The sequence below is a fragment of the Desulfovibrio simplex genome (genome assembly GCF_055387835.1).
The window spans coordinates 1473687-1500347 of sequence record NZ_AP042377.1 but is presented as its reverse complement, the minus strand read 5'-3'; the positions used below and the strand labels follow the sequence as shown (position 1 = coordinate 1500347).

Here is a 26661-nt window from a genome sequence, read left to right as displayed (position 1 = left end):
GCATCTGCCTGCCCATTGACTCCTATGTGCGGCAAGCGGAAAACCAGAGCGAACAAAATTTCTGGAACCTGATTCCTCCCGATTTTTTCCATGCCCTTATTGCTTCTGTCCCGCTAACGCTGCTGGAAAACTTTTTGAGCCACACCAGCCGGGTGCTGCGCCCCGGAGGAATGGCCGGATGTCTGATCACCCCTGACGGGGATGAACATGCCTCCGTTCTGGAGGCCGTTTATCTGTCAGTATCCAGACATAGCATGAACGCCAGGTTCCTTTCATGGGAAGAAGCCCCACTGGGCGCGGACCCCGCCTGGTATGACAGCGGCCGCAAAGAGATATTTCTGGTTCTGAAAAAAAAGCCCCTCGCGCCTGATGCAGGCACGCTCCCCATACATGGGGGTGATTTTATACCGCAAGAGCAACAGCCGTGGGCCATCCCTTTCAAAAAAAAATCGAATGTCGTTCCCCCCGGAATCGTGGGGCGCATCCACTATCTTGCGGCCTGTAATCAGGCAAAAAGCATTCTGGAAATCAATATTCATTCGTCCAAAATATTTTCACAGCTAGAACTGCCCGTTCGCGTCCGGGTCAGCTCCTTTGGGTCCGCGTCCCCTCTGGCTTGCGGCAAAGATGGTGAACTGGAAATAGGCATGGACGCCGACCAGTTCTTTAAGACGATACACGGCGACACCAACAACGTGGTATGCCGCCATCTGTTTGCTCTCCTGCCGTCATTCCGGTTTGACATTCTGTATATCAACGTCGGGCCGCGATGGAAAACAGTGCTGGATGTTTTCAGTAAATGCCTTCCCCTTACCCATCCCAAAAGCATTGTCATGCTGAATGCCGTCGTTCCGGCACACCCGTACGGCGCCCTTCCGGAGAGCACGCTGGCCGCCGCATATGCCAGGGCCGCCGGATTAAAAAATCGCTACCGCTATGGAGATGCCTACAAGGCCGTTTTTTACATCCATGATTTTTTCCCGCAATTCTCTTTTTGCACGCTGCCGGGTGCGAGCAATCAAACCGTTATCTGGCGCTCCAGCGGAAAGCGGGAGGCTTTTTTCCCTTCCCTCGATGCCATTGACCGCTTGGATTATTGGGGGATGCTTGAAAATGCCTCATTACTCATGCCTGTGGAGCCTGAGATGCTGCCTCGTCTCATGGGCAAACACCTTTGCCCCGCTCAATATGCCAATGAGGCCGATTGGAAAAAACTTGTGATTCCATAGCCCTCGCTGGTCAACTCCACCTTGCCGAGGCCGTGGGAAGGGGAGTTTGCCAGATCCACATGCAGGGGGGCGTTGTTGAGCGGAATAAAGTCCTTTTCTGTAAAGTTCGCGCTGGTGAGGCCTGTTCCCTCAAGCTGAAAGCGCCACACGTCTTCCGTGCTTTCAAAAACCAACTGATCAAGCCCGAGCCGCTTTGACAGGCCACTGATGATTTACCTAGTCGGCCTTGGAGGCCGAAACTTTGTGGCGGATGTCAATACCCGTCAGCTTGCAGCCCTTGCGCAGGGCCCGCATGACTGTTCTCGCCTCGCCCAGGTTGATGGCCTAAAAATATTGCGAGTCTGCGGCACAAGGTGCTTGCAGCTGGCAACGTTGTTTACGGCCATGCCGCGCCGAGGCCCATGACGGCCTCGCAGGCGCAGTGGGTATTCAGGCCGCACGAGGTGCTGTGCGCACAGACGTTGGGGGAGCCGATGCCGCGCATAAAGGCGCAGCACAGATCGGTAAAGGGGCTCGTCGCGGTCAGACCACAGCATGGCTTCTGCAAAAATATGCGGGACGCGTATGCCTACGCCTGTTATTGAGAAGAAAAAATGAAGAGCCTGCGGTTGTTATCCTCAGGCTCTTCATCATCTGATTTGGCTTCTTTTCTCAATCAATGGTTGTTTACTCTTTGCACTATCTGGTTCGTTCCACCGTCAAGGAAAAGAGTGAGCAGGCTACGCACTGCCTGTTCAGCCGTTTACCATGTCCCGTGCAGCACTGTCCGTGGCCTCCTGGCAGGAGTCCATTACACTGGGAACGCTGCTGGCGCTTACTGTGGCGACAAGGTTTTCAGAAAGGCCAGAATCATTGGAAGAGGCGTGCTCGGTGAGACGTTCCTGCCCAAGGATTTCTTCAATATCTGTCAGACCCATGTCATGCAGATCAGCGGTGGGGCTTCCGTACTGGATGTCGGCATCGTCTCCCGCAGCCTGCTGACCAGCGGCTGCAAACAGGCTGTCGAGGCTCTCGTCACCGTAGGCCAGCGTGATGGGGGTATGAAGTCCGGCGAAATCATCTCCATCGGTCCCATTGCTGTTTAAGTAGCCATTATGCAGGGTATTATCCCCCTCAAAGACCGTGCTCGCGGCATGGTCGTCCAGGAAGGCGAAAAGCGGCATAACTAAACCTTCTTCCGCCCCATCTTCAGCAACGTGCGTCGATGCCGTGGCGTCAGGCTCAAGGCTATCCGCATGTGCCGCAGCAGTACCCGAGTGCGTGTTGAAGGCAGTCTCCGGGCTGTCGTCTGCCGCGAAAGCCGGGGCATCGTGAGCGGACATCTGCGAATCCTGAATGTCGTCATGCCCGGCGGCATGCTGTGCGTCCTGCATATGGTGTTCCGTGCCGGTCTCCCCAAACATTGCGGAGAGGGGAGCGGCAGAGGGCACGGCGGGGTCGTGCAAATGGTCTACAAGCTCCGGAGGATAGATGGAGGTGCCGTCATCGTGCAAAGCCCACAGAAGGTCATTGAAGGTTAACAGAAAGTCTGCGGGCAGGGCAGAGGGGTCCAGCCCGGCAAAACTGATGCCTGAAAGTCCGTTTGTAATAAGGTCGCTGGCCCCGATGTCGTTGAGCCACTTGCCATATTGAGTGATAAAGCCTTGCGTGTCAGCTGCCTGAAGTATCAGGGTATAGGTTCCGCCTGCTGCAATGACGTTCAGGCTGCCGGTTTGAACCGCGCCGTTGATAGTGAGGGTGTTGTCGCCGCCGCCCAGATTGATTTCATTGCCGCTGTTAACATCGCCAAGGATTTTTCCATTGATGGTCACGTGATCATCGCCAGCACCGGTGGTAATGATGTTTTTGCCGCCACTGAGGGCCTGCATGGCGATGCCCTGGCCGTTGTTGGGGGTCAGGGTGATGCTGTCGCCTGCGTCTCCCGCCTGGGAATGCCCGGTGATGTAGTTTACGGAGCCGTTGCCTTCAGCCCACATGGCAATAGCTTTTTCAGCACTATCGGCTGATGCCGTGATGGTCACGGTCAGGGGTGAGCCGGAGGTGGACTCAACCGTATTCGCGCCGCCGCCTTTGGCAACCATGCCGTAGCCGCCGGCTGCGCCACTGCCTGACACGCTCACATTGCCGCTTTCGGTGGTGATGGTGTTGCTGCCGGAAGATTCGGCATACATACCGGCGCTGTTACTGCTTGTGCTGGAAATGGCTACGTTACCGTTTTCGGTGGAGATGATGTTCTTGCCGCCGCTGGCGGCATACATGCCGCGCATACCCGCAGTGACGGAAATCGTGCCGTCAGCCTTGGCATTAACGGTGTTGCCGCTTCCTGCGTTGTCGGCGAAAAGGCCATTGGTGATCCCGTTGATGTCAATTTTGCCGCCGGTAACGGTATTCTGAGCGCCCAGAAAAGAGGACACGGCCGAGTCGGCGCTGAGAGTAACCGCGCCATTGCCCGCATCGACGGTGTTACTGCTGTTTACGTCCCTGGCGTAAAGGGCGTTGTTCGTGCCAGAAATCTCTACGGTACTGCCCGTGATGCTGTTTTGTCCTTCCCCGGTGGCGTACAGGCCAAATTTTCCGTCGCCGACAGTAACCTTTTCAGTGCCAAACACGGTGTTGACGCCTTTATTCTCCGCTCTTACGCCGTAACTGTTGGCGTTCGCGGCTTCAATGGTGATGGCCCCGGCGTTGGCGGTGACCGTATTGGCGCTGTTGGAACCCAAGGCATACAGCCCGCTTTCCGCTCCCTCGATATGCAAGCCGCCAGAGCCCGTAACGGTGTTTTTGCCGCCAGCCTCCGCAAACAAGGCGTGTTTGCCTGCGCTGATTGTGACAAGCCCCGACTGGGCGGCAATCTCGTTGACGGTGTTGGCGTCCTTTGCGTATACGCCGTAGGCATTGACATTGCTGCCAGCCTGAATGGTGATCTCGTTGCCCTTTATACTATTGCGGCCGCCGCTGTTGGCGGAAACGCCATGCATATTACTTGTGATGTTAACAGATTGAAGTGCGTCGATGTCGTTCCCGCTGACTGAACCTGTGGCGTAGACGCCCGTACTGCGACCCGTGATGGAGACATCACTGCCCATAACGGTATTTTTACCGCCATTTTCAGCCCATAGGCCGTAAGAACCGCCAGTGATGGCAGCGGTTCCATCATCGCCTGCGTCAATGCTGTTATGGCCGCCGCTTCCATTGGCATAGGCGCCGGCCAGATTTTTTCCTTCAATGGTGATGTTTTTACCGGTGACTATATTTGTACCATCTTTCCCGACTTGCAGACCAGTGTCGCGAGACTTTATGAAAACCGTCCCATCAGTGCCCGCGTCAATGGTGTTTTTTCCGGACAATTCGGCGTAGACGCCATAAGCAGAGGTCCAGTTATCGTCTACTTCTATCCTTACATCACCGGCGGTGACAGTGTTTTCGCCGCCAAGAACAGAATACAGTCCTGCCCAGCCGCCATTTATTTTGACAGTGCCGTCAGTACCAGCGTTAATGATGTTTTTGCTGTTTTCGTTTCTGGCCTCGACAGCCTGTCTTATCCCGGCAATAGAGATATCGGCGCCGGTGATCTCGTTTACGCCACCGAGTTCAGCACTCACTCCCTCGCCATTGTAGTTGCTGCTGATGGAGATGGTTCCTTCAGCCCCCGCCGCCCGCGCGTCAACGATGTTTTTGCTTCCAGGGCCTGATGCGTATACACCGTGCGATCTCGGCCCTTGAATGTCTATCTCCTTGCCGGTGATCGTATTTTCGCCCCCTCCAAAAGCGGCTACGGCGTGGTATGTGCTATTGATGGAGACTGTGCCGCCAGCGCCCGCATCAACGGTGTTTTTGCTGCTTCCGCCGCTGGCATAGACACCGTAATAATCCGTACCTGTAATGTTGATGTCGTCGCCTGCAACAGTGTTTTTTCCGCCGCTCAAGGCCTCAAGTCCACACTTGCCCTTGATGGTGACAGTATCGGCACCGCCTGTAATCGTATTCTTGCCGTTATTTCTGGCGGTGACGCCGATGAGCGAGCCCTCGACGGCAATAAGACCGTCAGTGAGGGCAATCGTGTTTTCGGCGTTGTTTTCGGCGTACATGCCGTAGCCGTAGCCTCCCACGGTGGTTCCGGTAACCGTCACACTGCCGCTACCGGTAATGGTATTGGTTGCGCGCCCTTCAGCATGCATGGCGTAGGCGTTGCCTTGAGTGCTGGCAGCGCTGATCTCGGCGGTTCCGCCAGTCAGGGTTACCGTGTTGGAGCTGTCGCCAGTGGTGGAAGATGCCTGCATGGCGTAGGCGTTGCCATTGGCGGCAGTGCTGCTCACCGTGACGTCATGGCCGGTGATTTCATTGGCCCCCAGCTTGTTGTTGGTGGAGGTGGCGTACATGCCCCAGGCATTGCCGGAGCCGGAGTTTTCAGCGGTTACCGTTGCCTGCGTGTCGCTGGTGATCGTGTTGAGAGCCGCCTTGTTGTACAGCGCGTATGCCCCGCCGCCTTGAAGGGTATCTGCCGTAATGGAGACCTTGGCGCCTTCAATGATGTTTTGGGCCAGTTGCCCGGAGTTCTGGCTTTCCGCAGACAGGGCTGTGGCGTTGCCCGACCTGCCGTGGGCCTGAATGTCCACCAGACCGGAAGCGCTGACCGTGGTCGTGCCGGTGCTTGCGGTGTGAATCCCGGAAGCCTTGTCTCCCTCAGCGCGTATAGTCACATCGCCATCCAGGGCGGTCAGCGTCGTGGTGCCGCCGGTGTGCACGCCTCCGGCTTCTGCGGCTCCCTGTGTTGACGCTTCGATGGTCAGGTTTTTGCTCGCGATGACGGTGGTGGAGCCGATGCCCCAGATGCCCCCAACCCCGCTGGATGTGGAGGTTGCCTTGAGGGTGACGTCTCCGCCGGTGCTTTCCACATGGGTGGTATTGCCGCTGTTGTTGTCAATGGCGCTGGCGCTGGTGCCGTTGCCCGTAGCCGTGACGTTTATGTCGGCTCCGGCTTTCAGGCTGTTGTTCGCATTGCCGTTCAGTACCCCGGCCATGAGCCCCCAGGTTCCGCCGGAGGTGGCCTGGGCGTTGATGTCGATACCGCCGCCGGCATTGATGGCATTGGTGGCGTTCTGGTCCGCGTTGAGGCCAGCTGCCCTGTAACCGCTGCCGGTAACGCTCACATCTCCGCTGGTGGCGATGATGTTGCTGCCCGAGGCGGAGGCATACATGCCGCAGCCCGAGCCTTCAGCGGCAGTGCCGGTAAGCGTCACATCACCGCTGCCGGTAATGGTATTGGTTGCGCGCCCGTCAGCACGCATGGCATAGGCGTTGCCATGAGCGCTGGCGGCGCTGATGTCAGCGGTTCCGCCGGTCAGGGTGACCGTGTTGGAGCTGTCGCCGGTGGTGGAAGATGCATGCATGGCGTAGGCGTTGCCATTAGTGGCGCTGCTGCTCACCGTGACGTCATGACCGGTAATTTCATTGGCCCCCAGCTTGTTGTTGGTGGAGGTGGCGTACATGCCCCAGGCATTGCCGGAGTCGCGGTTTTCAGCGGTCACCGTTGCCTGCGTGTCGCTGGTGATCGTGTTGAGAGCCGCCTTGCTGTACAGCGCGTATGTGTCGCCGCTTTGAAGGGTTTTGGCCGTAATGGAGACCTCGCCGCCTTGAATGATGTTTCGGGCCAGTTGCCCGGGGTTCTGGCTTTCCGCATACAGGGCTGTGGCGTTGCCGCCGTGGATATAATAGCTGCCGGAATTGCCGTGGGCCTGAATGTCCACCAGCCCGGAGGCGCTGACCGTGGTCGTGCCGGTGCTTATGGTGTAAAGTCCGGAAGCGATGTCGCCCTCAGCACGTATTGTAACATCGCCATCCTGGGCGGTCAGTGTTGTGGTGCCGCCGGTGTGTACGCCTCTGGCTTCGGCGGCTCCCTGCGTTGACGTCTCGATAGTCAGATTTTTGCCCGCAATGACGGTGGTGGAGCCGATGCCCCAGATGCCCTGGACCCCATTGGATGTGGAGGTTGCCTTAAGGGTGACGTCGCCGCCGGTGCTTTCCACATGGGTGGTATTGCCGCTGTTGTTGTCAATGGCATCGGCGCTGGTGCCGCTGCCCGCAGCCGTGATGTTTATGTCGCCTCCGGCTTTCAGGCTGTTGGTGGCGTTGCCGCCCAGCGACCCGGCCATGAGCCCCCAGGTTCCGCCGGAGGTGGACTGGGCGTTGATGTCAATGCCGCCGTTGGCTTCGACGTTATTGGTGGCGTTGCGGCCCGCGTAGACGCCCATTGATCCGCTGCCGGTGGCCAGGATATCCAGACTGCCCACATTGGTAATGTCGTTTCTGCCGCCGTCGCCGGCCGCGAGCATGGTGGTCGTCACCTCTCCGGCAATGTCGGTAATTTTGTTGGAGGAACCGTTGCCGGTAGCATGGATGTAGCCGGAGTCCACGTGCACATCGTGCACGGCGCTGATGCTGTTCTTGCCCCCGGCTGTGGCGTAGAGCGCGGCACCCTGGCCGTTGACGTTGACAACCGTGTTGCCGGAAGCGTCACCCTGTATGGTGTTGACGCCGCTTGCGCCGGAAGCGGACATGGAGCCGCCCAGCGTGATGGTGCTGCTGCCGCTGCCCACGGTGATGGTGTTGCTGCCCACACCGCGCATGCCGCCGCCGAGTTCGATCTCATTGTCGCCCGCGCCGGCGTGGATGGCGTTGGCTCCTGCCGCATTGGAGGCGTTCATGTCTCCGCTCACGCGGATGACGTCATTGCCCAGACCGGTTTCAATCTTGTTCAGCGTACCGTTGCTGGCCGCCTGCATATTGCCGTTGAGCGTCACAATGTCGTCACCGTCGCCGGTGGTTACCAGGTTTTTTCCGCTGTTGCTCACAATGGTCATATGCCCATTCAAGGTAATCCTGTCGCCGGCGGCGTCGCCAAGCTTGCTGCCGCCCTGAATGCTGTTCACGCCGGTAAAGCTGTACATGGAATGACCCTTGCTCGGGTCGTCGGCCAGGCCGCTGATGGTGGCGTGCAGGGAACCGTCCGTGTATTCGATGCTGTTACCCACATACTCGCCCCATCCGTCACGGGTATACATGCCGTAGGCCGTGCCGTTGCCGCCCCTGGCGTCCGCAGTAACATTGACCTTTTCAAAACCTTCGACCTTGACCCACGAGCCGCCCCAGGCGGAGGCCATGCCGTAAGCGCCACGGCTGCCGTCAAAAAGCTCGGTCGTGCCGGACTTGGCAGGGCCGTTGAACGTGGCGTCAATGTGCAGCTCGTCATGGCCACCGTTGCCTGTGATCCTCACCTGACCCTGGTATTGGGCCGCAACGCCTATGGACGAGCCGTAAGAGGCTTCGGAAGAAATGCTCACGGTGTCGTTGCCGTCGCCGCCGTTGATCGCCACAGTGCCGGAATTGGTGCCGATGACCCCGTGGGCGTGATCCGGGGCGTCGGCATGGATGTTTATGCTGTTAGTCTGACCGTTATGCGCGTTGATGGTGGTTTTGGCGTTGCCGTACCCGGCATAGACGCCGGCGGCCGTGCCGTGTGCGGAACTGCTGCCTATACCGGCATCAATGTTTATGTCGCTTCCGGTGGCCGTGATCGTGCCGCCGTTATAGCTGCTCAGCGCCAGCGTAACAAAGTTGCCGCCTTTTTCCGTGTTGAAGTGCTCCTGGCTGGAAGATTCCAGATGCGAGGAAACCTGCAGACGGCCTTCGGGGCCTGCGGAAAGAATGATGGCCGCGCCACTGCCGGTGGCAAAGACGCCTCTGGCGGCACTGTCCTGATGGCTGTCGGCGATAATGGTCAGGTCGCGGTCTGCCTGAATGGTTGTCAGCGCCTGGCGTCCGCCGCCTGCCCAGGTGTATACACCGCCGGAACCGGCCGCATTGCCGTGCGCTTCAACGGTGATGTCGCGAGCTTCCAGCAGGCTTTCGGCCGTGGCGCCTTGGGCGGAGTTGGTGTACACGCCCCAGGCGGTGCCGAGGCTTCCGGTCGTTGTTGCGCTGACATGGATAGTGCTTTCATCCCCGCCGAGAACTGAGGAAGCGGCGTGTCCGCTATTGCCGTAAGTGCCCAGGCCATACGCGTTGCCGCCGTCAGCCTGTGCCGAGATGTTGACCTCTCCCCTGGCGGAAGCTGTAATGTCGATTTCCGAATTGTACACGCCCATCTTGCCTGCGCCGCCCGCTTCAGAACGGTCAATGTCCACACGGTTGTAGCTGGAGCCGCCAAGGGTGATCCGTTCCTCGTTCACGGTTCTGGCGTCCGAGGCATACCATTCGGCCTTCAGATCTTCACCGAGTTGAGCGCGATTTTCTTCCGTGGCGGCATCATAGCTCTGGCCCGCAGGGCCGCCACTGATAACCAGCGGCATTTTGTATTCCACACCGTCAATGGTTATCAGCAGCATGTCGGAGGCAAGCGTGCCGTTATTCAGGGCGGCAAGCCCTGCCGCGGTAAGCTCAACAGTGATCTTACCGTCAGCCCCAATGCCCGTCACGTTAAAGTAGGCGTTCGGCCCTTCAAAAGCCCAACTGATTTGACTCGGGTCATCCACGAGGTCGCCGTTCTGGTTCACGGCAAAAAAGCTGAAGGTATTCTGGCTGGTTGCAGTAACAATGAGCCGGGTGTGGTAGGTGTCGGAGACGACTCCGCCACCGCCGCCAGGGCCGTCGCTGCCGCCACTGCCGGAAGAATCCCCCCCCAGAGAGGCGGCCGCTTCACTCATAAGGGGAGGAACGCTTTGAAAGCCCGAACCTTCGGTGCTGTAGTCAAGCCCATCCAGATGACTGACCCCGGCAGCGAGTTCAGCATTGCCGTGTTCAGCATAATGTGAAGAACGCTCTGCTGAGGACGGGCCAGCAGCAGGAGCCAGATCAGGGGCAAGGGCGGCGAAAAATTCCGTGCCAGAAATCAGTTCACCGTCAACCTCGAATCTCGGCATGGTGTCGCGGTTGTAGCTGGTATAAAAATCCGTCAAATGTATGCTGGAAGCATCGTCAAAGCTGAAGACCAAATCATTGCCGACGCGCGAAAGGCTCGCCTGGCCAGAGGGAAAATCAAGAGTGTATCTGGCGTCAGCAGCAGTGTTTACAGCGATGTGTTGTCCACTTTGGGGGCGATTAATAGTGATAATATTCATAGGACGTCCTGGTTGAGTTAGCTCAAAAGGCATGTCAACGGCACGCACGGCTAACGAAACAGTGTGACCAAGTTGGTCAAGATTTGGGGTAGGGTATTGCAAGAAGTTCTTGCAGACCAGTAAGACTGGCCAGAGCCGTTTTTCCCAAATAAAAGGAAAGGCTCTAATGGCAGGATGAGGGGAGCAGGTGCCTCCCCCGTGACACTCGAAAGCGATCACTAAAAATTCTTTTTTGATAGATAAGTCGTTATGAACGAATTGTCAATGCAGTAGTTCAATTATATCATTTACTAACTATTATTGTGTATATAATATTGTGTAACCATGTTCTAACATAGCCCAACAACTGGTATAAATTTCTGGCAAACTGCCATCAAGGAGAAAGCGATGTAGAAATTATCGGTTCACTGAAGGTCAGATCATATGCTAGGGGAAACAGAGGGCAGGTGCACCGTAGCCAATGTCTGCCGGGAATGCTCATAGATATACGTTCATCATCAGGCTGGGCATCGCAATCAAGCAGATAACGCATGTAGCCGTTAAGATGTCCGTGGACTTTGTCGTGTGTAACCGGCAGTTATCTGGCGCGCCAAGAATTTCGTCCAATCGCTGTTGCAAAAGCGCGCGTAATTCTTCTACTGAAGGCAAGGGAGTGGCCTCCGTGATTTTGAGCAAATGGACGTGCAGGACTCGTGCGATCCGTGGGGGCTGTCTTTAAATAATTCTTTTGTCCAACTGGCTGCGTCAAAAGGCCATTTTTTACTTCAGTCATGTACCGTAAGAGTACACTCCTTTCGTAAAAAAAGCCTTTTTCCTTGCCCTTGGCGCAAAATCGTTTATTCAGAAACTGCCCCTGGCGCCTGAGCCCGATAGCCCGTACGCAGGCTGATACGAATCTCAGAATGGTACATGCGTTGCCGCAGTGGTTCTGGTAATCTGTAGCGATAGTGAAAGATTCCCTGTTTGAGGTAAAGGAAGGTGGGAGTTTTTCCTTGGCAGGTAGGGTTCGGGGTAGCAATCTGCGCCATAAATCGACTCGCTTGTGCCCCCGTTTGTGACCCTTTTGGGGAGGGGGCTATTTTGGGAGTCAAAAGGCCGGAAAGGCGCATTTCAAGCTAGGGGAAAACAAAAAAGGATTACAACTAACTAGTTGTAATTCTTAATGTTTTTATGGTGATGGCGGGAATAGGCACCGCAACACCATCGAGTCAAAAACAACCTAGCTATGCGCAGACTCACCTGCGGTAAAAATTGCGTTATCGTCAGGCAAGTGCGCTTTTTCGCCGTTATCCGTCTGCGGAACAAGTAGCGCCCTATATTGAACTATAGCAACCTTCAGGCAAAAAATGTAGTCATCGCACGGCAGGGAAGCGGGGATGCCCCCGATTTCCGTCAGTTACCACATGACGTCAGAAAAGCAGTACTGATAACAGTGCGGCATCTGGGAGCATGTATGTTGCAGGAGCATGTTGATAAAGACATCTTGCGGAAATCATATGCAGTTCTCTGAATATTTGGTCAGGTGAAACATGATGCCAGTACCGATCCATAATCCACTGCAATATTAGCACGCATCTGGTTGCAGTTTCAATATTACGATTGAATTTTTTCGCATAATCGAATAGTGAAAACGAGCTACCTGTACAGCAAACCATCGGGGGGGTAAGTGCGTTTTTCAGCGTTCGTCCGTATCGTTTCTATTTCCTTGCTCTGCTTACTTTTTCCGGTTTTTGCCGCATCCGAATCCATTGATCGGGAATCCAACCGGATTCCAGGGCCCATGGTGCTGCCCCAGGCGTGGCCAGGCGGCGAAACGCTTCCTGCCGGGCTTTTTGCGGTAATGAATCATTTCAGCTTTGCGAAATATAAACCATACAAAGGTGCTTCTTCGTATACCAAGCGCGTAAAGACGCCCGTTGGAGAAATGAAAGTCGGTCCCAAAAGCGCGGACCAGTTCGTCGACGTATTCAAGCTGCGCTACGCCATCACCGACCGCTTTGAAATTCGCACGGCGACGCCCTACATTGACCTGAACATCAAAAATCATAATGCCGATGGCGCCTGGAAAGGAGGCGTTGGCGATACCACGACAATGCTGCGCTACGGTCTTAAAAAACGTACGCAGGACTCCCCATTTTCCTTTGCCGTGGACCTTGGGACGACCCTGCCTACAGGAGAGGTGGGGAACAGAGACAAATATCTGGCCACTAACGCCTTCAGCCTCATTGCAGGCGGTGGGTTCAGCTGGGTGGACAACAATCAGCGCATCGACCTGGACGGGCGCTACGTCTTTTACACCGAGGGCGCTCAGGGCCTTCGGCCCGCCGACTTCGCCTTGTTTCACGCCCATTACGCCTATGCCTTGACCAAGAATTTTGACCTGGGCATGGAAGCGTATTACCGTGTTGATCAACAAAGTTATGTGGATGGTAGGGGACAGCAGGACAGTTGTTCCGAAAGTTACGTCGGGCCCAAAGCGCAGTTCCGTTTTTCGGAAGCGCCATATGTGAGCCTCGGCGCGGCGGCGCTTTTTCCCACGTATCGCTATTCGGAGAGCATGAAGCTTTCTACGGACACCCGCTGGGAATTCAGTATCCTTGTAGCCTTTTGAGGTAAATCGGAATCATGCTGGAAAAAATGTCCGTCGGGCAACGCGCAAATGCCTCTTTATATTTCACACCTCGCCTGAGCCATGCGCTGGCCGCCATACCGAGCACGCCGCTTACCGTATTGGAAGCGCCCATGGGCTACGGTAAAACCGTTGCGGTGCGCGAATTTCTGACCAAAAGCCCCCTACAGACAGTGTGGACGCCCGTACTTGGCCCTTCTCCTGACGCCTTTTGGCGTGATTTTTGCCGTGAACTGGAACACGCTTTTCCCGAACAGGCGAGCATCGCAACATCACTTCTGCGGTTGGGCTATCCTTACGATGCTGTGCGGGCGCGTGAAGCTCGGAGCCTTCTGCTTGAATTTTCCTTGCCCAAAGCGACCGCTCTGGTCATCGACGACGTGCATTTTCTTGGAGAGCAGGACAATGGACGAGGACTGGCTTTGCTGTGCGAATTGTTGGCTCAAAGTTCTCTGGAAAATTTACGGATTGTGCTGATCAGCCGTTCACCATACACGGGCAGCCGGGAACTTTTGGAGCTGAAAGGCCTGCTCCGTATTCTGGGGCGGGATACGTTTGCCTTGGAACCGAAGGAAATCCAAAGCTATTATGCCGCTTGCGGCGTCAGTTTGGACATGCACGAGGCCCATAATCTGCATGGCCGGACTGGCGGTTGGATCAGCGCTCTGTATCTGTTTTTGTTGCACCATGGCAAAGATGGTGGGCTTCGCGAGCCGGCAGGCACGGGCGAGTCGGAAACAAGCCCGCCAGCCATACATGCCCTGATTGGCAAAGAGCTGTATGCGCCCCTGTCCCGAGAACTTAAAGAATTGTTATTTGCCTTGGCCCCGTTGGAACGTGCAACAGCCCTCCAGGCGGATTTTGTGTACGGCAGTGATACACGGGACCTGCTGCACGAACTGCTAAGCAAAAATTCCTTTGTGTTCTTTGATGCGGTCAGTGGCGCATACACGCTACACGCCATCTTCCGGCAGTACATTCAGGATATGTTCGAACGCTTGCCCCGAGCGCGTCAGCAGGACATTCACCGCAAGTGCGCCCAGTGGTTCCTGTCGCAGGGCGAATATATCCGGGCTATAGAGTTTTTTCACGCCGCCAGTGATTTTGAATCCGCCATGGTCGCACTGGAAAGTGACATGGGGCATAATTTTGTCACAGAAAAAGCACGTTTTTTTGTGGACTTGTTCAAGGCATGCCCGGAAGAGATACTGGCTCGCCACCTGGGCGCGGCCTTCAAATACGCCATTGCAGCCTTTTCCACCGCTGATTTTTCGGCCTTTGGCACACAGCTCGGCTGGTTGGCAAAGCATTGCGCAGCGTTGCCTCCCGGGCGAGAAGGCGATGAGTGGCGCGGAGAGTTGGAATTTCTGCTTTCATTGGCCGCTTTTAATGATATCGAGGCCATGAGCGTACACCATCGCCGGGCCAATGAGCTTTTGCGCCGTCCCACGGGCCTGTTCGGACCTGAATCACCCTGGACGTTGGGTTCGCCTTCTGTGCTCTTTATGTTTTATCGCGCGAGCGGCCAACTGGTGGAAGAAATCCGCCGGATGCACGAATGCCTGCCCCATTATTATACCCTGGCTTCCGGCCACGGTTCCGGCGGCGAGTATCTGATGGAAGCCGAAGCCCTGTATAACGCCGGAGATTTCGAGCAAGCTGCAGTCACCTGCCACAAGGCCGAGGCCATGGCCCTGCGTCACGGCCAGCTCAGCAACGTGCTCTGCGCACTCTTTTTGCTGATGCGGTTGGCTCTTATGGGCGGAGATTTGGTGGAAGCGCGGCGTCTGGTGAGTGCCATGCGATGCCTGATCAAAAAAAGTCGTGACTACTTCTTGCTGCATACCGTGGACATTTGCGAAGGCTGGCTGTACGCGCAGTATGAGCCGGAAGGCGGAACCCTTGGCGATATCCCCGCATGGCTGCTTGGCGAACTGGCGGAAGACAGCCGCCTGTACGTCTTTGCCCGTGGCTTTTACTACATCGTACACGGCAGGCTGCTGCTCCTGACCGGGCAATACGCGAAAATCCTGGGTTTGTTCGGCTATTTGCTGGAATCCGGCCTCTTCGTCAAAAATTTGCTGGCAGTTCTTTATGCTCGTATCTTTATGGCTTGTGCCCACCACCGCATGGGCAACCATGTTCAGGCAAGGGTGGAACTGTCAAACGCTCTGCGGATAGCCCTGCCAGACAACTTGTACATGCCCTTTGTGGAGAACTTTGATTTTCTGGAACCTGTGCTGAAACAGGTTCTCTCCGCCATGCAGCCAGAGATGCGACCCGATGTGAACCAGAAGGGGCGGTCAGCTACGTGCAAAGCAGCAAGTTCACGCAGATGCGAAGACGAGCCGTTTTTATATCAGCCAGGTCTCACTGCTATTATGTGTTTGGCCGCGACATGGCAAAAGAAAATACGCCGCATCAGGGCTGGACTCGGCGGCACAGAATCATCCCTCCTCACCAGGCGCGAGCTTGAATTAGCCACGCTGGCCGCGAACGGCATGCAATACAAAGCCATCGCGGAACGGCTCGGGCTGGCTACCAGTACCGTCAAACGCTCTTTTGCCTCTATGTATAAAAAACTCGGCATCTCCAACCAGCTTGAACTGCGTGACTATTTGGCCGAACGTAAACTGTAGTACATGGTCGTCTTGATAAAATTGTATAATTTTTTTCAAATATCTATGTATAATTATTACATAAACTAAAAACACACACCCACTGACACATCTCAGGGTGTGTTCCATGTCATCTGATTCCGCTGTATTGCCTACAATACAGCGGATTTTTTATTTGTCGTGCGTTGTACCCCAATGTTTCCAAGAATGATGGTGCCATATCATCTGAAGGTAATTCTCTTGGGGCGTCTGAGATGGACGTTTCCCCACTTGTTTGTGCAGAACTGCTCTCACTGTTTCCGCAACAGGGCCTGGCCGCCACTGTGAAATATAGTTGGCGAAGATATGATTACCTTCGTGGTGCTCCCCAATAAAGGCTGCAGCACGGGCATAACTGAAACAAGCGCCGCTATTGCTAATAATACTAATGACTGCATCAACGACGCTGCCGCATTGGGCAGGGCGATACGTAAGCGTCCGCTCGGCAACTAGTCGAAAAAAGAGGCAGATGTGCCCGCGCAATGAGGGGAATTTACGGGCGACACCAGATGGGAAGCGGCACAGGAAAGGTAGATCCATTTTTAAGGGGAATTGCGATGACAAGACTATTGCCTTGGGTGTTGAAAAATTTGGGGGGAATTTTGGTTTTTATGGTGACTCTGCTGGGTCCACCCGTCGTTGCCCAGACCCAGGAGGTGCGCATGTCGCTGGCAACCGCCATCGACACAGCTCTTGCGCACAACGAGGACATTCAGGAGAGCTTCCGCCGCATCAGCGCGTCAGAGGCATCAGTAATGGTCGCCAAAGGCGCATATGACCTCAATGTTTTCAATACCTCGCGTTACGGGCGCTTCAATTCCCTTGACGAAAAAGACTATTCCACCACTGATCTCAGCAATGCCGCCAAGTCCTATTTTCGCACGGACACTGGATTGAGGCAGCGCGTACCCACTGGAGGAACACTCTCCGCCTATTACACGTCAACCAATGAGCAGTTGCTTGGCGTGTATGGCTTGCGGAAGCAGCGAGACCGCAATTATGTAACCGTGGAGTTAGCCCAGAGCCTGCTCAAGGGCATCGGTGACAAGGAGGCCAGGGGAGCTATCACCAATGCCTTGCTGGCGGTACACGATTCCGAGGAAGGCAGAAATCTTGTCATTTCGCAGGTGGTGCTTGAGGTCATACGGGCTTACTGGACGCTGGAGGTAGCCCAGAACAACCTTGCGGTGGGGCACAAGATTCTGGGCATGGCTCAGGAAGTGCTACGACGCGAGGGCGTGCGCTTTAATCAGGGAATTTCACAGGGGGTGGACGTTGATCGTGCCCGTCTGGCGGTCAAACAGCGGGAATACGCTGTGCTGCAATACGAGCGTGATGTGGCGGTAGCACAAGAGCGTCTTGTGCTGCTCATCAACTACTCCGGCTATGCCAAGGGCCTCAGCATCAAGCCGTCGTCGCCACCAAGCACCACCGTGGCCCCACTGCCCGATGCAGATAAATCCTTCGAGGTTGCCATCAACCATCGCTACGAGCTCAAACAATTGGCCATCATGTTGCAACAGCTCGATATCGAATATGACGTGGCCACCAACAAACTGTTACCCACTCTGGACGTCAACGCCGGTTTGACGTCCTCTAACGGTAACGACACTATGCGCTCCGCCGAAAACTTTAGGGATACGGATGACAAGGGCAGCTGGTTCGTGGGCCTGACCTTCAGCTTTCCTCTTCAGAACAGGGAAGCCAGGGGTACGCGTGCGCGCACACGCCAGCTTATTCTTATAGCCAAGGATCGCGTCAGCAAGACCTCGCGCAGCGTGGAAACGGAAGTCAAAGACGCCCTGCACAACCTTGTGCTTGCCAGAGACGGCATCCCCGTTGCCAAAAGCGCCTACGAGACTGCCCAGCAGACAGTTTATGGCGAAGTCAAACGTTTTGAGATGGGCGGCGTCAGCAACCGCGACCTGCTCGCTTCGCACGACACCCTCGGTCGCGAAGAAATCAACCACCACACTGCCATTGTAAACTACAATATGGCCCTGGCTGAATACCAGTACGCCTGCGCTAGCCTGCTGGACAAGTGTAATGTCGTTGTGGGCAAGGAATCGGCGCGTCTGCGCTGAGGGCGACGGCATGTGTGCATACTGCCGCTGCGCCCCCGACAGTCGGAGGCTTTTCCCCAGAGTGTGTTGTGTGGCCTGCCTGGTGCTCACGCTTCTGCTCCTTGCCTGGGCTGCGCCTTCCGCACCTCGGGCGGCGTCCCTGGAGGCACAGGGGGTGTCGCGCCCCATGTATAACGCCCAATTGAGTTTTGCGCTGCCCGGCAGCATATATGCCATTGCGGTCAAGCCCGGTGAGGCCGTCAAAGAAGGAGACTTGCTCATGCACTTGGACTCCCGCGCGGAGGACAGCCGCATCAGCCTGTTGGACAGCGAAATTCAAAGCACCATCAAAATCCGAACCCTGCAGACCAAAATAGAGCAGGCCCGGCTGGACATGCAGCGCTACGCCAATGCCTTGACCCATAAAGCCGCTACCGTCATGGAGCATCAGCACGCCAAACTGGCTCACAATCTGAGCGTGCTGGCCCTTGAGGAAGAACTTTTTCGCATCGAGCAGCTCAAGCGCAATCGTGAAGAGCTTCTGGCCCAGCGGGAACGCATGTACCTTTACGCGCCTTGCGATGGCTATGTGGAGGACGTGCTGGTGGAACGAGGCATGGCGGTGGACAGAAATGTGCCTGCCATGCGCCTTGTATCCATAGATCCACTGCTTGTGGACCTGACCCTTGCCGTGGATAAGGCAATGCTGGTCAAGGAAGGAGAATGCGTGGAGGTTTTTCTGCCGGGCTCAGATGCCGCGCTTCAGGGCACAGTGGCGCAGGTGGCCAAGATAGCAGTTCTTTCCAGTCGTACCTTGAGAGTGCGCGTGCATGTGCCCAATCCACAGAGGATCCCGGCTGGACTTATGGTCACAGTCCGTTTTCCATTTATACAGACCCATGAGGAACCAGCAACACTACCACACACGCAAGGAGTTTCCCAATGAGCAATGAAGTAGAGAATCAGCAGATACGCCTCAACGTTAATGCGGATCAGATGAAAACGTCCTATGCCAACGCCTTTCAGACCCACTCCACGCCTGAGGAACTGCTTTTGTCCTTTGGCATTAACCAGACCCTGCCATCGCAGGAAGAAGGCGTCACTGCAGACATGATTCTCCAGTTCACCGATCGCATCATCATGAACCACTATACTGCCAAACGGCTCACACTCTCACTTTTGCAGAGCGTACGCGAACATGAGGAACGTTTTGGCGTCATTGAGCTGGATGTTTCCAAGCGTCTGCTCTCTACGGAGGTCGTGGAAGGGGATGCCGAACCCAACGCAAGACAGTAGCACAACCGCAGCCCGTCGGGACGTACACCGTCTTGACGGGCTGGTCAGCGCCCTTTGCTCCGCCGTAAACTATGAGCAACGTTTTAAGGCTCTCTGCGAGCTGGGTTGTGAGGCCGTTGGCGCGGTGGGGCTTGCAGTCCTCGCCAGGCAGCAGGGCCAGGTCAGCATTATCAGGTCGTTTCCGTCGTTTGACCCCCAAACGGGTGAACCGCCAGCCTGGTTGCTGGCTCTGGCCCGCTGCTACGGTCAGATCCTGGCGGAAAACGGGCAGATCGTCTCCCTTGGTCTGGAAACAGGCGGGGCCTTTGGAGTTTTTGTACCCTTTTTCGCCACGGGGGATGCCAGCGTGACTCTGGCGGCCTACGTCATGGGCGGTCAGCAATTACATCTGCAAGGCGTGGCGGATACCCTGCAACTGGTACGCTCCAGCCTGTACCTGGCTGAACGTTTGGGCCAAACTGATGCGTCCACCGAACATACTTTGGGAGGCCAGAGCGTCACGAGCCACGCGTATGCTCCAGATAACGCTGGCAGTGACGGGTGCAACCATCTGCTGAATGTGGTGGAAATTCTGGGCGAGGTGCAACCCTGCACCCGCTTTTTCGAAGCAGCGTCCACCCTCTGCGCGCAGGTTGCCCGTAGGTTCGGCTGCCGTCGCACGGTTCTTGGCCGTGCGCGTGATGGCCATATCAAGGCTGTAGCCCTGGACCAGATGGAAAGTTTTTCCAGAGGCACGCGCGGCGTGCGCCTGATGGAAGAAGTCATGCAGGAAGCTCTGGAGCAGGATCGCATGGTGCTGTACTCCGAAGAAGAGGGCGAGCAACTTGATCCGCAGACCATCACTCGCGCCGCCAGGGAGTTTGCCGCTATTACCGGGGCGCGGCGGGTGCTGAGCCTGCCCTTGCGGACACCACAGGGCCAGGGTTTTGTGCTGCTGGTTGTGGACGGTCCGGCCCTGGACCCACAACATCTGGACGCCCTCATGCTCGTTTGCAGTCTGGCGGCCCCGCGCCTGCACGACCTGCAATTGGCCGAAGAATTTCCACTCAAAAAAGCGTGGCAATACTGTCTCATGCGCTCGGCCGACGTGTTCGGCCCCAGGCGCACGGGCCTCAAACTGGCCACGGCCCTTGTGGGCATTTTTTTAACTTTGTCCTTGATAGTTTCCGGTTCTGTGGTGGTGGTTGCCCCGCTGACGGTGGAAGGCGTCCACAGCTATACCCATACGGCATCCACTGACAGCTATCTGCACGAGGTGCTTGTCCGCCCCGGTGATGAGGTAAAGAAGGGTGATGTGCTGGGGCGCCTGGACACTGCTGAAGTGGGGCTGGAAATCGCTGCACTGGAAGCCCAGCGCGACATCCACCAGAATCAGGCCGGGCAGTACCTCCAAGAAGGCAAGGATGCTGAGGCCTCCATTGCCCGGTTGGAGGCTGATCGGGCGGAACTGAATCTGGCCTGGGCGCGCCAGCGGATGCACATGATGGAACTTCGCTCCAGCGTGGACGGATTTGTGGTTTCCGAAGACATGCTGCCCCGCCTGGGGCAGCCGGTGCGGCGCGGGCAGGAACTTTTCGAGGTGACGGACACCGCCTCCCTGCGCGTGGTGGCCCATGTTCACGAAGAAGACGTAAGCGACATCAGCCGATCCATGAGCAAGGGCGAGGTCAGGGGCGAATTTACCCTTACGGCCTATCCCGATCTGCGCATGTTTTTTACAGTGGAGCGTGTCCACCCCTATGCCACTGTGTCTGGCACGGAAAACGGCTTTGAAGTTCGCGGTCACATCGACACTTCGCCCGCCACCCTGTCTTTACGGCCCGGCATGGAGGGACAGGCTCGTATTACGGCGGGAAAGGCCAGCTTGCTCTCACTCTGGACGCGCAAGGCCGTCAACAAACTACGCCTCCTCATGTGGCGATGGCTGTGAGTAAGGGGCGAGCATGAGCGCACGGCGAGAAAGGCACAGTACGTATAGCGACCAGTGGTACCAGGTGGAAAATCTCACGCCCGCCCTCAGGCCGGACGTGAATATCCGCCGTCAGACCTACTGGGGCACGCCTTGGTACATCATCAGCGAGCCGGACAACAATACGCATTTCCGTCTGGCGCGGGAGGGGTATTTTTTCGTATCACTGCTGGATGGCAAGCGCAGCATGCAGGACATATGGGAGCAGTGCCAGGATGTGGGCGAAGGCGAGGCCCTCACCCAGAACGAGGCCATCGCCCTGCTGGGCCGCCTGCACAGTGCGGGCCTTCTGCTTCTGGAAATGCCGGCAGACACGGATAGCCTCCTGCGTCGTCAGCAGGAGCGCCGCCTGAAAAAACTCAGCAGCACCCTGTCGTCCTTTCTTTTCCTGCGCATTCCCCTCTGGGCGCCTGACGCCTTTTTCAGCCGTTTCCAGCATGCGGGCAGTTGGGCCTTCAAGCCTATTGGCTTCGGCATTTGGTTGATCATGCTGGCAGCGGCCGTCCACGCCCTTGTGGTCAACTGGGGCATGTTCGTCGCCGAGGCCCGCTATACCTTCAATCCCGCCAATATCGGTTGGGTTTACCTTGTGGTCATTATCGCCAAAGTGGTTCACGAGTGCGGCCATGCCTTTGCCTGCAAATATTTTACAGCCAGAGACGGTCTTGCCGGCGACATTCACAGTATGGGCATTATGTTGCTGCTGTTTGCGCCTGTGCCATACATCGACGTGAGCAGCAGCGTGCAAATCCGCTCCCGCTGGGCCAGGGCCGCCATCGGCCTTGCCGGTGTGTATTGTGAGCTTTTTCTGGCTTTTGTGGCAACCCTGATCTGGGCGAATACGGCGGAAGGAACGAGTCTGCACCTTCTGGCGCGCAACTGTGTCATCATCACCTCTGTGACAACTCTGTTGTTTAATATCAATCCTTTGCTGCGCTTTGACGGCTATTTTGTTTTTTCCGACCTTCTGTCCATGCCCAACCTGTACCAGCGTTCGCAAAGCTACGTGATCTATCTTTTCAAAAAGTATGTGCTGGGCGTGAACAAGGCTGCCACCGTGGTCAGCCGCAAAAACGAAAAAATCATCTATCCCGTCTATGCAGTGGCGGCGTTCATTTATCGCATAATCATTACCACAAGCATCTTTTTTGTGCTGGAGGAAAATTTCGCCACACTGGGGGTCTTGCTGTCACTAAGTCTTTTTGTGCTGTGGTTCGGTCTGCCTGCGGTCAAAGGGCTGATATGGCTTGTCCAGGGGCAGGAACTGGCGGGCATGCGAGAGCGCGCCATGGGGCGCTTGACCTTGGTGGCCGGGGTACTCGCTGTGGTGCTGCTGGTCATCCCCATTGAAAGCGCCGTGGTGGTGGAAGGCGTGGTGGAAAGCCGCGAGCAGAAAGTGATTTTTTCAGAGGTGGATGGCACATTGGCCGATTTTGCCCCAACGGACTCCCAGGCCCAATGTGAAAAAACGGCTGTGGTCACCATTTCCAATCCAGGGCTCATGGCTGAGCTTGAGCGCACCGAAATTTCAGCCGCCGTGGCGCGGGCCAAGTTCGAGCACGCCCAGCACCAGGGGGACGCCAATGCGGCGGGGATGTACCTGCTGGAATGGCGGGGCAATCTGCGTCAAGTGGACATTCTACGCCATCAGGCCGCGCGTCAGGTGATTCACGCGCCCATGAACGGAGTCTGGGTAGCCCCGGAACTTTCGCGACGACACGGCAAATGGGTGGACAAGGGCGAGATGCTGGGCAGTATCTATGCGCCCGATAAACTGCGCTTAAGGGTGGCGGTGGATCAGTTTGATGCGGCCAGAATTTTTGCCGAACCTCTGGAACTGGCGGAATTTTGCATTTCACGCCGTACTGACGTCCGTTCTACCAGCGGGGCCTTTTTTACGTCCACTCTGGAAAGTCCGCCAGTGCCTGCTGGGCGTCGGCAACTGTTCCACCCGGCCCTGGGCATGCAGGCTGGCGGAGAAATGCCCACCGAGCAGAGGTCTGACGGTCAGATTGTGGCCACCAGACATTTTTTTGAACTGCGCCTTGTTCCGGAATCCACAGCCATGGCCGACCTTGCGCCCGGGCAGAAAGTGTTGGTTCGCCTGGTCTTTGGCTCGCAACCCATGGGGCTGCAATGGGCGCGACGTCTTCATCAATTTTTCAGCAGTCGCTAAAACATGTAACCCCTGAAATGCTCGCGCACGACGGGCAAAAACCTGCCTGCCCGCATTTGGCGGCAAGGATTTTCGGGAAAATCCTTGCAGAGCAGATGACTCATTTCATTTGTAAACTGTTTTAGAGCAATTTAATTTTTAAATTGCCCTGACGGCTGCGTGAGCAGACGTTCGCTACGAAGGCGTAAGCGCAGTTTATCTGCGCGGTTAAACGCCGAAGTGAGCGTGCCTTAAACTTTGAGAATGTATATTCTCAAAGTTAATCTGCTCTAGTCAAAAGCTCGGTCCAACGGAACCGGCGTAACCCCCGTAAAGGGTGTGCGCAGAAGAAAAAAGCACGTCACAATAAAGAGATATACGCCTGATGATATTGCCTGCCAAAGGAGCACAATAAAGGCCATGAATCCGAACATTGCCGACAGATTCGCCTGTGATCAGCTTTTTGCTGATCGACGCAAGCCCCGCCTGGCCCCTCTGGGTTGGGATTGGGTGGTGACGCAGATAGAGCTGTTCTGCGCACCGCGTCTTCGGCCCGCCCAGTTATTGGCCCAGGCCAGCGCCGTGCTGGATATGGATGCACATTACTCCGGGCTGGATAATGCGGCGCTGTATGGCGAAATGGATTCCGTGCGCCAGGTTTTCCGCCTGGGTCGCGAAACGGAGGAAGATACCCTGCGGGCTCTGGCTATGGTACGCGAAGCGGCGTACCGGGTTCGTGGCGAAAAACCCTATCAATGCCAGGTGGCGGGGGCGTTGGGCATTTTGCAGCACTGCATTGTGGAAATGGCCACAGGTGAGGGCAAGACGCTCGCGGCTGGTCTGGCGGCAGTGGTGGCGGGTTGGCGCGGCAAAGGGTGCCATGTGGTCACGGCCAACGACTATCTTGCGGCGCGTGATGCTGCCCTCATGCAAGATTTCTTTGCCGCCTGTTTTTGTTTCTCCGCGGCGGTAACGCAATCGAGCAGCCCGCAAGAGCGCCGGGCGGCCTATGCGGCGGACATTACCTATCTTACCAGCAAGGAGGCTGCTGCGGACTTCTTGCGGGATCAAATGGCACTCGGCGCGTGCACATCCCATACGGGCATATTGGCGCGTGCTCTCGCCGGGGAGGCATTACCGCAGCTTGTGCAGCGCGGTCTTTTCTGCGCCATTGTGGACGAGGCTGATTCTGTGCTGTGTGACGGGGGCAGTACCCCCCTGATCATTTCAGTCCCGAGGGACAACGCCCCAAGCGTGCAGCAATATCTCACGGCCTCATTTCTGGCGGACGGTATGACCCTTGGCCGGGATTACAGCGTCAACCGCAAGTTCCGCGAGGCCAGCCTTACCGATGCGGGTCGTAAAAAAGTGCTGAAAAGCCTGCGCGGGCCGGGTGCGGCCTGGGCACGGCGCAGCCGGGCGCTGGAATTGACCCTTCAGGCTGTGGAAGCGCGGCAATTTTTTGAGCCTGCGGTGCACTATGTGGTGCGCGAGGGCAAGGTGGTCATTGTGGACGAAGCCACCGGCCGCATCATGCCGGATCACGAATGGCGTGATGGGATGCACCAGGCCGTGTCGGCCAAGGAGGGACTGGAGGTTGTGCCGCCGCGTGCCACCAGCGCCCAGACGTCCTTTCAGGATTTTTTTCTGCGCTACAGGACGCTGGGCGGCATGACAGGCACGGCCTGGGAAGCTCGGCGGGAGTTTTTGCAGTTTTACAGCTTGCACGTACTACGTATTCCCACAAACAAAGCCTGTCAGCGCCACCGTGTATATCGGGCTTTTCATGCCACGCGGGCAGAAAAATTCGCGGACATGGCAGCCAACGCCGCGCGCGAGCATGCCGCAGGCCGCGCCGTACTGCTGGGCACAAAGTCCATTGGTGATTCCGAGCTTGTGTCGCAGGCGCTGACGCTGGCGGGCGTACCGCATGAGGTGCTCAATGCCGTTCAGCACGAACGTGAGGCCGACATTGTGGCCCAGGCAGGCCGCGAGGGGGCCGTAACCGTGGCGACCAACATGGCTGGCCGTGGCACGGACATCAAACTCACGCCAGACGTACGCGCCAAAGGCGGATTACACGTCATCCTGGCGGAACTGCACAGTTCCACCAGGATAGACAGGCAGCTTCACGGACGTGCCGGGCGTCAGGGCGACCCAGGTTCCGTGGCCGACATCGTGAGTCTGGAGGACGACCTCTTCACCACGGCGCCTGTCTGGCTGCGCCGCGCTATTGACATGTTACGGCGGGCGCGCCGCGGGCGTAGGGCGGCGCTGGTTGTGCTCTGGAAGTTGGCCGCCTGGTGGCAATGGACGGAGGACCGCAGGGCTTTTGCTGTGCGGCGGCGTATGGTGCGCAGCAACCGCCACTTTGCGGACATGATAAGCTACAGCGGCAAACAGACGTGAGGAAGGCTATGAACAAGGCACGCCAGGCAATACAGAAAGCTCCAAACCAGACTGACAATCAGGCGACAGGGAGGGCAAAGGGCGAAGCCACGGGGCTTAACACCTCGCTGGGCATCGGGGCCTGCATTTATCCTCCACAGGAAAGCCGATGCGGCCTGCCGGAATACGGGCAAAGCTCCCAGCCATCAGCGCCTGTGGCTGCCAGCGGGCAGTCCGTCGTTTCGCGGGCTGTGCTGCCTTTTGATTTTTCCGGCGGTACGGACTGGCGGGCTTTGCTTTCAGCGGCCCTTGGCGGTGATTCACACAAGGGGGGCGCGTCTGGCAGTCACAAAGAGCCCGGCCCCGCGAACCAGGATGCCGCGGCCCTTGAGGCAATTGTGCAGGCTATTGTGGATATGGGCCAGGAGATATTACCCCTGTTGGGCCTGCTGCGCCAAAAAGCCGAACAGGACGGACGCCTCAGCGGCCTGGTCGAGAAGGTTCATAGCCGCCTGCATCTCGGCATCAAGGCAGCCTGTTCCCTCAGCCCACGCGAGATGGAAGTGCTGGAACTGGCCGCCACAGGCGAGAGCAATCCCGGCATAGCGCGCCTGCTCGCCCTGCAAACCATCACCGTAGCCCAGACACTTTCCCGCGCTTACCGTAAGCTGGGAGCCAAAAATCGTAGCGACGCCGTGCGCAAATGGATGCTCCTGCGGGGCATGCTGCCGGGGGACTAGAGCCGATTACCGGTGGGCTACACTTCTCAAAGGTTACGGCACGCTCGCTTCGGCGCTTGACCACACACGTGCATAGAGGTGCTGTCTTTGTCCGTTGCGATGCTGTCCTGCCCCATATGCCGCCTTCGCGTCAGCAGAGCAATTTCAAAGTGAAATTGCTAAAAAATATGGCTCGGTGGATTCCGGCCATTTGATTATCGTTCGGCAGCGTTTTTCCTCAACAACTCCTCCTTACAGTACAGAAAATATTTTCTGGATAATATATTTGCTTTTTTCTTCATACATTTCGGCATGAAGCAGTGCATACATATGGCTGTATGTCTTGCGCGGAGCGGAGTGTGGGCTAGGGTATTGCAAAATCGTGCGGTAGATGCCGCGCGCTGCCATCAATGCCTGGCACATAAAGTCCGGCACACCCC

The 26661-nt window shown here is 56.7% G+C and carries 13 protein-coding genes; 10 read left to right on the top strand and 3 right to left on the bottom strand.

Annotation, left to right across the window (positions count from 1 at the left end; genetic code table 11):
* The first annotated feature begins 647 nt into the window (after positions 1-647).
* The gene (locus ACZ5DH_RS06085) at positions 648-1229 is read left to right on the top strand and encodes a hypothetical protein (RefSeq protein ID WP_464256196.1); all 582 of its coding nucleotides are present in this window, start codon (positions 648-650) and stop codon (positions 1227-1229) included.
* A 376-nt stretch (positions 1230-1605) separates the two neighbouring features.
* Here ACZ5DH_RS06085 and ACZ5DH_RS06080 read toward each other — a convergent pair whose 3' ends face one another.
* From ACZ5DH_RS06080 to ACZ5DH_RS06070, 3 genes are all read right to left on the bottom strand, one after another.
* Positions 1606-1776 carry a hypothetical protein gene (locus ACZ5DH_RS06080; RefSeq protein ID WP_464256195.1) on the bottom strand — a complete coding sequence of 57 codons (171 nt, stop codon included), beginning with the start codon at positions 1774-1776 and terminating at the stop codon, positions 1606-1608.
* Positions 1777-1963: 187 nt separating this feature from the next.
* Positions 1964-10345 (bottom strand): beta strand repeat-containing protein, encoded by an 8382-nt coding sequence (locus ACZ5DH_RS06075; RefSeq protein WP_464256194.1) that lies wholly within the window; start codon positions 10343-10345, stop codon positions 1964-1966.
* Between the two features lie 836 nt (positions 10346-11181).
* On the bottom strand, positions 11182-11373 hold the full coding sequence (locus tag ACZ5DH_RS06070; protein ID WP_464256193.1) for a DUF6538 domain-containing protein: 192 nt from the start codon (positions 11371-11373) through the stop codon (positions 11182-11184).
* Between the two features lie 638 nt (positions 11374-12011).
* On the opposite strand from ACZ5DH_RS06070, the gene ACZ5DH_RS06065 reads away from it, so the two are divergent.
* The 9 genes from ACZ5DH_RS06065 (at position 12012) to ACZ5DH_RS06025 (ending at position 26242) form a co-directional block, all read left to right on the top strand.
* Positions 12012-12956, top strand: coding sequence for a transporter (locus ACZ5DH_RS06065; protein WP_464256192.1), 945 nt, complete (start codon positions 12012-12014; stop codon positions 12954-12956).
* 14 nt (positions 12957-12970) lie between these two features.
* Positions 12971-15613, top strand: coding sequence for a LuxR C-terminal-related transcriptional regulator (locus ACZ5DH_RS06060; RefSeq protein WP_464256191.1), 2643 nt, complete (start codon positions 12971-12973; stop codon positions 15611-15613).
* Between the two features lie 680 nt (positions 15614-16293).
* On the top strand, positions 16294-17715 hold the full coding sequence (locus tag ACZ5DH_RS06055) for a TolC family protein (protein WP_464256190.1): 1422 nt from the start codon (positions 16294-16296) through the stop codon (positions 17713-17715).
* A gap of 166 nt (positions 17716-17881) precedes the next feature.
* Positions 17882-18640 (top strand): efflux RND transporter periplasmic adaptor subunit, encoded by a 759-nt coding sequence (locus ACZ5DH_RS06050; protein WP_464256189.1) that lies wholly within the window; start codon positions 17882-17884, stop codon positions 18638-18640.
* Positions 18637-18990, top strand: a complete 354-nt coding sequence (locus ACZ5DH_RS06045) for a DUF3467 domain-containing protein (protein WP_464256188.1) — start codon at positions 18637-18639, stop codon at positions 18988-18990. Before ACZ5DH_RS06050 ends, ACZ5DH_RS06045 begins: the two co-directional genes overlap by 4 nt.
* Positions 18965-20920 (top strand): hypothetical protein, encoded by a 1956-nt coding sequence (locus ACZ5DH_RS06040; protein WP_464256187.1) that lies wholly within the window; start codon positions 18965-18967, stop codon positions 20918-20920. The genes ACZ5DH_RS06045 and ACZ5DH_RS06040 overlap by 26 nt, the downstream gene beginning before the upstream one ends.
* Positions 20921-20933: 13 nt before the next feature.
* Positions 20934-23135, top strand: coding sequence for a hypothetical protein (locus ACZ5DH_RS06035; protein ID WP_464256186.1), 2202 nt, complete (start codon positions 20934-20936; stop codon positions 23133-23135).
* 399 nt (positions 23136-23534) lie between these two features.
* Complete coding sequence (locus tag ACZ5DH_RS06030; RefSeq protein ID WP_464256185.1) at positions 23535-25523, top strand: preprotein translocase subunit SecA; 1989 nt, start codon at positions 23535-23537, stop codon at positions 25521-25523.
* An 8-nt stretch (positions 25524-25531) separates the two neighbouring features.
* Entirely contained in the window at positions 25532-26242 is a 711-nt protein-coding gene (locus tag ACZ5DH_RS06025; protein WP_464256184.1) for a helix-turn-helix transcriptional regulator, read from the top strand.
* Positions 26243-26661: the final 419 nt, after the last annotated feature.